We start from the raw sequence: 10,875 nt of genomic DNA, 5'->3' as shown, positions 1-10,875 counted from the left end.
GTGAAGTTCGCAAAGGTCGAGCAGCCCATATAGTGGTGCAGCTTCTCCCCGTTGAGCGAAAACCGCGAGGTGCCGTCCGGCATGACGCCCTGGCCCTGGGTGGCGCGGATGGCGGTGCACAGATTGGTCTTGCGGCTGAGGCAGGACGGGCAGGCGCGGCATTCCGGGGTGTAGAGCGGAATGACGTGGTCGCCCTTCTTCACGCTGGTGACGCCGGGGCCGACGTCGACGACGATACCGGCGCCCTCGTGGCCGAGGATCGCCGGGAACAGCCCTTCCGGGTCGGCACCGGAGAGGGTGAAATCATCGGTGTGGCAGATGCCGGTCGCCTTGACCTCGACCAGCACCTCGCCGGCGCGGGGGCCTTCGAGCTCGACTTCGGTCACAACAAGGGGTTTTCCGGCTTCAACAGCCAGAGCAGCGCGAGTGCGCATCGATGCCTCCGATAACTGCGTTCTGTAAGGATGGCCTTATGTGGCCTTGTACAGAGATTACAGACGCGCCACGGCGCAAAGACAATTGCGACCTTAGTGTGTAAAACGCGACCTTTGGCTTCTCTCTTGGTCAGCCTATACTGACGCTCGTTCGAGAAGGGGGACCGAAGATGAGAGCCGCCAGTTATGCGTTCGGTCTGGCACTTTGCCTGACGCAAGCTCCCGGTTTTGCAGTTGCTGCCGACTTTTCCGATCCCGACTGGCCATGTATCCAGCGCAAGGTCGAGAACCTTTCGCCGAGCCTGATGTGGCCCGAGCCGATAGCGCCCATGGCGCTTGCTCCCGCGGCAAAGGAACTCGTGGAGGTCGTGTCGCTTCGCCGGGTTACGCTCGAAGAGGCAGAGGCCCATGTCCGGGCCTTCGTCGAGAAGAACGCCCCCGTCGACGGCCAACTGCTCGGCAATATCTTCCTCGCGGTATTCGATAAAATCGCCGACACGCGACAGCGGCTGATCGCCGGGATTGCCCGCTATTCCCGCAGCCAGATCGCGCTCTCCTCCCGGATCGACGGCAGCCGCGTCGAGATGGCCAAGCTTACGCACGAGAAAAATCCCAATTTCGACCGTATCGACAAGCTGGAGGAACAGATCGACTGGGACGAGCGCATCTACCGCGAACGCGCGCAGGCGCTCACCTATGTCTGCGAAACGCCGGTGCTTCTGGAGAAGCGCGCCTATGCCATTGCCCAGATCCTGCTCAAGCAGATGCCGGATTGAACCACATCTCTTTACATAGACACGCCGGCTCGTGCGGCTTGAAGCGATCGAACAGACGCCATCGGAATCAGAAACACAGCATCTCCGCCTCTGCCTGGGCGCGTCTCAGGTCGGCCACCATCGTGCGCGGCACAGCCGCCGACTTGAACATGGCCGTCTGTTCACCGCCCACCTGCTGGAGAGACAGCACGGTCTCGGCCTGGACGTACTTGTCATAGGGCAAAATGGAAGCGATCACATCGATCGAGCAGGCACATTTGCCCAATGCCGCCCGGCTCTGGCCGTTGGTCGCCATGCAACCGAACACATAGTCGGCGCGCGCCTCGGTCGGATAGTCGTTCAGGCGCTCCGAAATGCTTTGTCCGCTTGCCGGCACCGCGGCTGCTACAATTGCCAGCGCGGATAGAGTCCCCCGTATCATGGCTGTTCCTCCCCCGCCTGTTTCAGGGTAATCGCGTTGGTATATCCGGCCTCTGCCCCGCCAGCGGCCGCCGGCACGGTGGCAACCAGCGAATAGTACCAGCCAGGAATGTCTTCCGAGACGGTGACCGCAAGCGCCAGTTCGGCAAATCGGCCCATCTTCTCGCGCGCCTTGTCATTCGTGAACGGCCGGATCGTCACCTCCCGCGCGGCGACCTCGCGGTTCTGGTAGTGGACCGATACGGGCACGACGTCTGCATCCCGCAGCAGGGCCTCCTTGATCCGGTTGCGCATATAGAAGGGGCTGCCGCCCGATTGCGCGGCGATGTCGGCAAGCACGCTTTCAAGGAAGTACATGATCAGGGGATTGCCGACCGAGGCCGGATAATTGCCGAGCGCGCGGGACCGGGTACCCTGATGGAGCGTCATGGCGACATTGCCGTCGGGCTTGATCTTCAGGCCGATGCCGAAGCTGCCGGCGGCCTGCCCGACATCGGTACCGGAGATGACCTTGTCGTAGACAATGGTGCCCTGCCCGGTTTCGCTCTCACCCGGCACCGCCTCAAGCCCCTTCAGTGCCGTCGAGCGGAAGAGAAGCTCATAAGTTTCGGCAGCCGCGGCCGGCCCATGGCCCATTCCAAGCAGGAACAGAGCGAAAAGGAGAAGAAGACGCATCACAGACCTCCCGTCCTACAGCGTCGCGCCTTGCCGGAGACGCGACGCTGTGGCGCTACAGCGCCACGCGTCTAATCAGACGCGCAAAGGGCGCTGTAGAGTATGAGTTTCTGCATGAGCCTAGCAAGGCCTGCGGCAAAATCACCGGAGACCTTTGTCGGTGTTTGTTTCACGCCACGCGCGCCCGGGTTTTCCAGTCGATCAGTGCCCGCAGCCGCACCAGTTGCACCGGCTTGGTGAGCAAGGCGAACGACATTTCGTTGCAAAGCTGCAGGAATTCGCGCTGCCGGTTGGCAGAAATGATGATCGCGGGGATTTCAATCCCCGCAAGCGCGCGCAGCGTACGAATGGTTTCTATCCCATTGTCGCCATTGTCCAGCTGATAGTCGACCAGCAGAATGTCGGGCGCCGTGCCGATTTCCTGCATCAGCGCCGCTGCATCGACGGTCGAGGCGGCCGCCAGAACGCTTGCTCCCCAGCTTTCCAGCACCTGCGTCATCGCGTGAAGCTCGTCGGGATCGTTCTCGACGACCATGACGATGAGATCGAGGCTGCCATCGAGCGCCTGCTCCATGATCGGGTTTTCGCGGGAACTGGCACGGCCGGACGCGGCAAGCGGCACTTCGATCGAGAAGACGGAACCACGGCCGGGCTGCGACACCAGCCGGACAGGATGATCGAGATGCCGGCAGGCACGCTCGACGATCGACAGCCCGAGCCCCATGCCCGTGCCTTTTCCGGCGCCACCGGCCCGGGTGAACTCGTTGAAAATGCGCGTCTGATCCTCCTCGGAAATGCCGATACCGGTGTCCCACACTTCGATCCGCAGCCGATTGCCGCTGAGCCGGCAACCGACCAGCACACGGCCACGCTCCGTGTACTGGATCGCGTTCACGACCAGGTTCTGGATGCAGCGCATCAGATAGCGCTGATCGCTCGTGACCCAGCGCGTGGATGGGACGATCCGAAGCTCTATCCCCTTTTCTGTCGCCAGGGGCGCCAGATCCCCGGCGAGACCCTGCAGCAGGCTTCCGAGTTCGAACGACGCGATGTTGAACTCGGCCGCCGGGCTGTCGAGGCGCGAAATATCGAGGAGCGCCTGCAGAAGCGATTCGATCGAGGTGAAGGACCGCTTGAGCCGGCCGACCACGTCTTCCGCCCCAGGCTGCCCCGCCGTCTCCGTCAACATCGAGAGATAAAGTTTCGCGGCATTGATCGGCTGAAGAAGGTCATGGCTGGCCGCCGCCAGGAAGCGGGTCTTCGATGTATGGGCCGTTTCGGCCGCCTCCTTGGCCTGCCGAAGCGCGGCCTCGATTTTGATTTGCTCAATCGCGTGGATCTGCAGCAGGCGATTGGCCTCTGTCAGTTCGGCGGTCCGCTCCTGTACACGTTGTTCCAAAAGCGCTGCCGCTTGGGTCTCTGCGGTCACGTCCATGATCGACACGATGAAACCGTCGCCGGGCAAGGAGTGGATGCGAATGTCGAGACTCATGCCGTCGCGTCGCCGACACCGTTCCTGCATCGTCTCGCCGCGGCGCATGGCCTTGAACCAGCTGGCGAATTTAGACCGTCGGCCCTTGCGCTCGAGGATCTCGTGACGTTCCAGATGTTCGATGATGCGCTGGAACGGACTTCCCTTCTTCAGAAGCGAAAGCGGTATGCCGAGAAGCTCGCCGAAACGCTCGTTGCGAACCAGCAACTCGCCGCGCGACGAAAACGTGCAGATGCCGAGAGACATGTGATCGAATGCGGCCTGCAGGAAATGAGCCTGCTGGTCGATCAGGCGGTTCTTCTCGCGCCGGTTCTCCCGCACGATGTCGGTGATTTCGGTCTGCAGCACGGTGATGTTGCCGGAACCGGTCTGCCGGTAGGAAATCTGAAACCAGCGGTCGTTTCTCAACTCCATGACGAAGGACGAAAAGCGTTGGCCGGACCCATGCTCCTTCACCAGAGGCTGGCGACGGCCGGTCTCCCCGTTTTCGTCCCGGCTCAGATACTTGCTGGCATTGACGGCCGCGAGATAGTCGTCGAAACCGAGACCGGGCTTGATCAGCGGCTCGACGTCGGGAAGCAGGTTCCGGAACTGGGCATTGCAGACCTGCAACCGCTCTTCGGAGAAGAGGGCAAGGCCGTCTTCCATGGCCACCATGGCATCGGCGAGGTTTCTCTGGATACGCTCCTGCGTCTGATAGGCGATCTCCAGCTCGGTCGACGCCCTGCCGAGTGTATCGAGAGCCTTTTCCAGGTCCTTGGTCTTTTCCCAGACCTCCGTCTGCAGGGCGATGGCGGATTCGAAGAGCGAATAGGCGGAGCCGCCGACCTCATGACCGCGCTCGGCCCGATTGATCAGGGCCTCGATGATCTTGGCCTGCTTGGCGATCTGGATCTTATAGGGTTCGTCCGGATCGATCACAGCGGCACGCCTTCCTTTGGCCGGAAGAATGCGACGCCGACGAAGGTCTGGTTCACATGCACGCCGAGATGCTGTTCGCCATAGGTGTTGAAACCGACGACCCGATGCTGGCGGAACTGCTCGGACGCCTTGCCGTCCAGGCCCTTGCGCTTGATCTCGAGTTTGCGCAGATAGCAGTCGAAACCCAGGACGAAATCGGGTGCCTCACCGTCCTTGTCGCTGACGGCGAGCCCCGTTTCGAGGGTGCGAATGATTTCCTTGCCACGACCGAGCCTCAGCAGCAGACCGTCGTCGATGGCCGACAGGAAGGTGAGGCCATGTTCGCCGTGGATCTGCTGGATCGCCCGCACATGATAGAGATTGCCGTTGCGCACCAGCACGGGGTTCTCGGCGAAAACCATCGGTGACAACTCGCTGACCGGCACCTTGACGAGCCGGGCATACTCCTCGGCCGCCGGTGAGCCGTTGATTTCCAGAACCAGCCTTTCCTCCGGGACGGCACGGGTAACCACCATGCGTGTTTCCGTGGGCTGGAAATGATCGAAGCCGAGGCCGCTAAAGTCCAGATCGGTTTCAAGCAGGAGAAGAAGTGCGGCGTTGCTGTGAAATTCGCCATTGCGCAGGACCTGGGTGCGCTCGAACCGCAACCCGTCACCGGCCGACCCGCCAAAGACGGGAATGTCCTTCAGGCCCGCCTCCAGGGCCGCCATCAGGATATCCTCCTGTTTGGACAGTCCATCGGCAAAAATCAGGGCGAGCCGCTTACGGCCCGGCGTCGCACGGAATTGCGCGGCGAGCCGCTCCGTCTGCGACACGACATCGGCAATCGAAACCGGCGAGATCGGTTCGAACAGGATCGAGGCAACCCGGAAGTGATGCCGCTGGAACGCGATCGCCAGCAACGCGTCGTCTTCATAGCCCCGCGACGTGATCTGGCCGGCCGTCGTGCAGCCGAAGACCACGGTGTTCGGTAGCGACACCCGCAGAGCCTTGGCAACGTCATCGGGTTGAAGCCTGTTCGGCACGAACAGGAGGACGAAGCTCGGCCTTGCGGTGGCAAGCTGCCGTCTGATTTCGGCAAGCGCAACCGCTGCGTCATCGGCACGCGATGCGGCGAGCCGCACTGCCTCCGCCGGTTTGCGGTCAAGATCGTCGACAGCCGTCATGCGCCGCCGTCCTCCCTTCTAGAGCGCTGTGCGTTCCGGCATCCTCACTGCAGGCTATGGCGGATCGAGACTTCGCGCACCAGCATCGCCGCCTGCGTGCGGTTATGGACGCCCAGCCGGCGCAGAAGCGCCGTGATATGGGCCTTGACGGTCGCCTCGGCCAGTTGCATCTCGTAGGCGATCAGCTTGTTCGGCATCCCTTCACAGATCAGCCCCAGGATACGGGTCTGCTGCTGCGACAAATGCGCGATCTTGCGCGAAATCGTTTCCACCGACAGGTCCGTGGCTGTGCTGCGTGTCGGGATCGTGTAGCCTGGCGGCACATAGGTCTTGCCGTTCCAGATATCCTGCATCGCCTCCTGGAAATTCTGCCGGTCCATATCCTTGGGAATGAAACCCGCGGCCCCGGCTGCAATAACCGACTGGACGACGTCCTTCGACGTGATCGCCGAGATGACGATCACCGGGATGTCCGGCATCTTCTCCTTGATCTTCAGAAAACCGCTCAGACCCGACGCGTCCGGCAGATTGAGATCAAGCATGATCAGATCGGGTGAAAACCGCATTCGCAGTTGCTGCATCGCTTCGCTGAGCGACGTCGCCGTTCGAATTCGACGCGTCTTGAAGGTGCTTTCCATCGTCGCGGCCAGGGCATCGCAATAAAGCGGATGGTCATCGATCACCAAGGCCGATTTTATTGAAAGCGAGTGGACGGGCAACGCAGTCTGCGACATGGCACTCCTCCCAAAATACTTCCTGGTCTCTGGAGTGGCGTCAGACAGCTCCAAATTGCACTGGAAATATCTATGCTCCCGTTGCCGTCATGCTCTCCTCCAGCACAACAGCGAGAAATTTGTCGCATAGTTTTCGAGGTCCGGCAATTGCCGAGTGCAGGGGCCCCGCAATGCTGCACCATCGGCTGTCGAATCCAAGTAACAGGACGGCGGCGAATGCGAATGAACTCACCATCCTGCCCAGTGGAACACAAGGCCACCGGCTGCCGCACCGATGGTGATGACAACTGGACGATCGCAACCTTGAGGCCCCACCGGCCTCCGCACTGCCAGACTCCAGCTTACTTTTTTGGCGCGCAGACGGATCGTTTTGCGGTTTTCGTTGTTTCGAGTAACGGCTACCGTGCAGCCGTCCCGCCCTAGACCTTTCATCATCAAGAGATGGAGCTGGATATGCAAAGCCCTGGCGCACTTGAAATTTCCCGGCGCGACCTGCTCGTCGCGTCGGCCGCCACCGTCACAGTGGCAAGCACAGCCTCGCTCAGCCACGCACAGACAAATGCCCCCGCCGCATCGCAAAGCACGAACGTCTCGTTCACGGTGAACGGCGAGCGCCGCGAGCTTGAGCTCGACAACCGGACAACGCTGCTCGATGCACTCCGGGAGCACCTGCATCTCACCGGCACAAAGAAGGGATGCGACCACGGACAGTGCGGCGCTTGTACGGTCCTCATCGACGGACGCCGCGTCAACTCCTGCCTGACGCTTGCGGTCATGCATGAGGGCGACAGCATCACGACGATCGAGGGCCTGGGCCAGCCCGACAGCCTCCATCCGATGCAGGCCGCCTTCGCCAAGCATGACGGTTTCCAGTGCGGCTACTGCACGCCCGGCCAGATCTGTTCCTCGATCGCGATGCTCGAAGAGATCACGGCCAATATTCCGAGCCATGTGACGGCCGATCTGCTCGCTCCTTCCGAGGTGACGGCCGCGGAGATCCGGGAACGCATGAGCGGCAATATCTGTCGATGCGGCGCCTATTCGAACATCGTCGAAGCCATCACCGAAGTCGCGGGGAGGAAGGCATGAGAGCTTTCACTTACGAACGCGCTTCCTCGATCGAGGCGGCCGCTAAGGCGGCGGCCGACATGAATGGAGCGAAATTCATCGCAGGCGGCACCAATCTCCTGGACTTGATGAAGCTCGAGATCGAGACGCCCACGCATCTGATTGATGTCAACGGACTGGGGCTGGACAAGATCGAGCCGACGCCGGAAGGCGGTCTCAGGATTGGCGCCCTTGTCCGCAACACGGATCTTGCCGCCGATGACGGCATTCGTCGCGACTATGCCCTCCTGTCACGGGCGCTGGTTGCCGGGGCATCGGGACAGTTGCGCAACAGGGCGACGACCGCCGGCAACCTGCTGCAGCGCACGCGCTGTCCATATTTCTACGACACCAACCAACCCTGCAACAAACGGCAACCCGGCAGCGGCTGCGCAGCGCTTGCCGGCTTCAGCCGCCAGCTCGCGGTGGTCGGTGCCAGCGATCACTGCATCGCGACACATCCGAGCGACATGGCTGTGGCGATGCGTGCGCTCGATGCCGTCATCGAGACCGTGCGGCCGGACGGCAAGATGCGCAGCATTCCCATTGCCGATCTTCATCGCCTGCCCGGTGATACGCCGCATATCGAGCATGTCCTCGACCGCGGCGAGCTGATCACGGCGGTCGTCCTGCCGAAGCCCGCTGGCGGCAAGCAGGTCTACCGCAAGGTTCGTGATCGGGCGTCCTATGCCTTCGCGCTGGTTTCCGTCGCTGCGGTGGTGCAACCGGACGGGACCGGCCGCATCGCGGTCGGTGGCATTGCGCCCAAACCCTGGCGCGACGAGGCAGCCGAGGCAGAGCTTGCTGGCGGGGCAAAGGCGGTCACCGCCAAGCTACTCGCAAAGGCCCGCCCTACGGAACAGAACACCTTCAAGGTGGCGCTCGTCGAACGCACGCTGAGCGCGGTCCTTTCCGAAGCGAGGGAATGAGACAATGAAATTCGACACACCTGCAACGACGAACCCGATCGATCAGTTAAAGGCGGTGGGTCAGCCGATCCACCGCATAGACGGTCCGCTCAAGACAACCGGCAAGGCGGTCTACGCCTACGAATGGCATGATCACGGCACGCGTTATGCTTATGGCTATATCGTCGGGTCGCCGATCGCCAAGGGCCGGATCCGATCTATCGATGCCACGGCCGCAAAAAGTGCTCCCGGCGTGATCGCGGTCGTCACCTCCGACGGCACAGGCGAGCTGAAGAAGGGCAAATACAACACCGCCAAGCTCTTCGGCGGCACGGAGATCCAGCATTACCACCAGGCGATCGCGGTGGTGGTCGCTGAAAGCTTCGAGCAGGCGCGCGCGGCGGCCGCGCTCGTGAAGATCGATTATGCCGAGGAGAAGGGCGTCTTCGATCTGGCGGCGGCGAAGGACACCGCCGTCAAGCCGAAGGAAGGCGAGCCGGACTCCGCGGCAGGAGACTTCGATGCGGCCTTTGACACCGCAGCCGTCAAGTTCGACCAGACCTACACCACGCCGGATCAATCGCATGCGATGATGGAGCCTCATGCCTCGATCGCTGCGTGGAACGGCGATGAACTGACGGTCTGGACGTCAAGCCAGATGGTCGACTGGTGGCGGACCGATCTTGCGACGACCCTCGGGATCGACAAGGAGAAGGTTCACATCATGTCGCCCTTCATCGGCGGCGGTTTCGGCTGCAAGCTGTTTCTGCGCGCAGACGCGGTGCTCGCGGCGCTTGGCGCACGCGAAGCCAAGCGTCCGGTGAAGGTCGCCCTGCCCCGTCCCTTCCTGATGAACAACACGACGCACCGTCCGGCAACGATCCAGAGGATACGGATCGGTGCCGGACGCGACGGGAAGATCACTGCGATTGCGCATGAGAGTTGGTCCGGCGACCTTCCGGGCGGTGGCGTCGAAGTGGCCGTGCAACAGACACGCCTGCTTTATGCCGGCGCCAACCGCATGACGGCGATGCGCCTTGCGACGCTCGATCTTCCCGAGGGAAACGCGATGCGCGCGCCGGGCGAAGCTCCGGGCATGATGGCGCTGGAGATCGCGATCGACGAAATGGCCGAGAGGCTCGATCTCGACCCGGTCGGATTCCGGATCCTCAACGATACGCAGGTCGATCCGGAGAATCCCGAGCGGCCGTTCTCGCACCGCGACCTCGTAGGCTGCCTGCGCACCGGCGCGGAGCGTTTCGGCTGGGAAGGGCGCATTAGGCAGCCCGCCAGCAGGCGTGAGGGAAACTGGCTCATCGGAATGGGGGTCGCCGCGGCATTCCGCAATAATCTTGTGGTGGCCTCCGGAGCCCGCGTGCGCCTCGATCGCGAGGGCATCGTTACCGTCGAGACCGACATGACCGACATCGGCACGGGCAGTTACACGATCATCGCGCAAACCGCCGCAGAGATGCTCGGCGTACCGATCGACAAAGTTGCGGTCAGTCTTGGCGATTCCCGCTTTCCGGTTTCCTCAGGTTCCGGCGGACAGTTCGGGGGAAACAGTTCCACGGCCGGGGTTTACGCCGCCTGCGTCAAGCTGCGGGAAGCGGTGGCGCAGAAGCTCGGCTTCAACAACGCCGACAACCTGGTCTTCGCAGACGGCGAGGTACGGTCCGGCGACCGCCGGATGCCGCTATCGCAAGCCGCTGGCGATGAAGGGCTCGTGGCGGAGGACCGCATCGAGTTCGGCAAGCTCACCGAGACGCATCAGCAATCCACATTCGGGGCGCATTTCGTCGAAGTCGCGGTGGACGTTGCGACCGGCGAGACGCGAGTCCGGAGGATGCTTGCGGTTTGCGCCGCGGGCCGCATTCTCAATCCGATCACGGCACGCAGCCAGGTCATCGGCGCCATGACGATGGGCGTCGGCGCAGCCTTGTCGGAGGAGTTGGTCGTGGACAAGGAGCGCGGTTTCTTCGTCAACCACGACCTCGCCTCCTACGAGGTACCGGTTAATGCCGACATCCCGCACCAGGAGGTCATCTTCCTCGACGAGACCGATCCGATGTCGTCGCCGATGAAGGCCAAGGGGATCGCCGAGCTCGGCCTGTGCGGTGTTGCCGCGGCCGTCGCGAACGCCATCTACAATGCCACCGGCATCAGGGTGCGCGACTATCCGATCACACTCGACAAGCTGGTTGACCGGCTGCCGGATGTGGCATGAATTGGAGGCGTACCG

10 protein-coding genes are annotated in these 10,875 nt (G+C 62.3%); 4 read left to right on the top strand and 6 right to left on the bottom strand.

Annotated elements, in window-relative coordinates; all coding sequences use genetic code 11:
* On the bottom strand, nucleotides 1-434 hold a 434-nt coding region (locus GHK62_RS08325; protein WP_153438007.1), incomplete at its 3' end, for an alcohol dehydrogenase catalytic domain-containing protein.
* A 170-nt stretch (nucleotides 435-604) separates the two neighbouring features.
* Here GHK62_RS08325 and GHK62_RS08320 point away from each other — a divergent pair.
* Nucleotides 605-1,210 (top strand): hypothetical protein, encoded by a 606-nt coding sequence (locus GHK62_RS08320; RefSeq protein WP_153438005.1) that lies wholly within the window; start codon nucleotides 605-607, stop codon nucleotides 1,208-1,210.
* Between the two features lie 67 nt (nucleotides 1,211-1,277).
* Here the strand turns inward: GHK62_RS08320 and GHK62_RS08315 are convergent, their stop codons facing one another.
* From GHK62_RS08315 to GHK62_RS08295, 5 genes are all read right to left on the bottom strand, one after another.
* Complete coding sequence (locus GHK62_RS08315) at nucleotides 1,278-1,631, bottom strand: hypothetical protein (protein WP_153438003.1); 354 nt, start codon at nucleotides 1,629-1,631, stop codon at nucleotides 1,278-1,280.
* The gene (locus GHK62_RS08310; protein WP_153438001.1) at nucleotides 1,628-2,305 is read right to left on the bottom strand and encodes a hypothetical protein; all 678 of its coding nucleotides are present in this window, start codon (nucleotides 2,303-2,305) and stop codon (nucleotides 1,628-1,630) included. Before GHK62_RS08310 ends, GHK62_RS08315 begins: the two co-directional genes overlap by 4 nt.
* A 169-nt stretch (nucleotides 2,306-2,474) precedes the next feature.
* Entirely contained in the window at nucleotides 2,475-4,718 is a 2,244-nt protein-coding gene (locus tag GHK62_RS08305) for a hybrid sensor histidine kinase/response regulator (protein WP_184108694.1), read from the bottom strand.
* Entirely contained in the window at nucleotides 4,715-5,884 is a 1,170-nt protein-coding gene (locus GHK62_RS08300; protein ID WP_153437999.1) for an FIST signal transduction protein, read from the bottom strand. Before GHK62_RS08300 ends, GHK62_RS08305 begins: the two co-directional genes overlap by 4 nt.
* 44 nt (nucleotides 5,885-5,928) lie before the next feature.
* Nucleotides 5,929-6,618, bottom strand: coding sequence for a response regulator (locus GHK62_RS08295; protein ID WP_153437997.1), 690 nt, complete (start codon nucleotides 6,616-6,618; stop codon nucleotides 5,929-5,931).
* 453 nt (nucleotides 6,619-7,071) lie between these two features.
* Here GHK62_RS08295 and paoA point away from each other — a divergent pair, with 453 nt between their 5' ends.
* Genes paoA through paoC form a run of 3 tightly spaced genes read left to right on the top strand, consistent with a single transcriptional unit; the run spans nucleotide 7,072 to nucleotide 10,860 of the window.
* The gene (gene paoA / locus GHK62_RS08290; RefSeq protein ID WP_167528191.1) at nucleotides 7,072-7,707 is read left to right on the top strand and encodes an aldehyde dehydrogenase iron-sulfur subunit PaoA; all 636 of its coding nucleotides are present in this window, start codon (nucleotides 7,072-7,074) and stop codon (nucleotides 7,705-7,707) included.
* Complete coding sequence (locus tag GHK62_RS08285) at nucleotides 7,704-8,654, top strand: FAD binding domain-containing protein (protein ID WP_153437994.1); 951 nt, start codon at nucleotides 7,704-7,706, stop codon at nucleotides 8,652-8,654. Before paoA ends, GHK62_RS08285 begins: the two co-directional genes overlap by 4 nt.
* A 4-nt stretch (nucleotides 8,655-8,658) precedes the next feature.
* Nucleotides 8,659-10,860, top strand: coding sequence for an aldehyde oxidoreductase molybdenum-binding subunit PaoC (gene paoC / locus GHK62_RS08280; protein WP_153437992.1), 2,202 nt, complete (start codon nucleotides 8,659-8,661; stop codon nucleotides 10,858-10,860).
* Nucleotides 10,861-10,875 lie beyond the last annotated feature (15 nt).

It is taken from the genome of Sinorhizobium terangae (assembly GCF_009601505.1).
Taxonomy (GTDB): Bacteria; Pseudomonadota; Alphaproteobacteria; order Rhizobiales; family Rhizobiaceae; genus Sinorhizobium; species Sinorhizobium terangae.
The sequence above is the reverse complement of the archived record's forward strand: the minus strand, read 5'-3'. Positions and strand labels throughout refer to the sequence as shown.

Coding starts and splice junctions, on each gene's coding strand:
- paoA (WP_167528191.1), top strand. CDS start 7,072: ATGCAAAGCCCTGGCGCACTTGAAATTTCCCGGCGCGACCTGCTCGTC.
- paoC (WP_153437992.1), top strand. CDS start 8,659: ATGAAATTCGACACACCTGCAACGACGAACCCGATCGATCAGTTAAAG.
- GHK62_RS08300 (WP_153437999.1), bottom strand. CDS start 5,884: ATGACGGCTGTCGACGATCTTGACCGCAAACCGGCGGAGGCAGTGCGG.
- GHK62_RS08310 (WP_153438001.1), bottom strand. CDS start 2,305: ATGCGTCTTCTTCTCCTTTTCGCTCTGTTCCTGCTTGGAATGGGCCAT.
- GHK62_RS08315 (WP_153438003.1), bottom strand. CDS start 1,631: ATGATACGGGGGACTCTATCCGCGCTGGCAATTGTAGCAGCCGCGGTG.
- GHK62_RS08295 (WP_153437997.1), bottom strand. CDS start 6,618: ATGTCGCAGACTGCGTTGCCCGTCCACTCGCTTTCAATAAAATCGGCC.
- GHK62_RS08285 (WP_153437994.1), top strand. CDS start 7,704: ATGAGAGCTTTCACTTACGAACGCGCTTCCTCGATCGAGGCGGCCGCT.
- GHK62_RS08320 (WP_153438005.1), top strand. CDS start 605: ATGAGAGCCGCCAGTTATGCGTTCGGTCTGGCACTTTGCCTGACGCAA.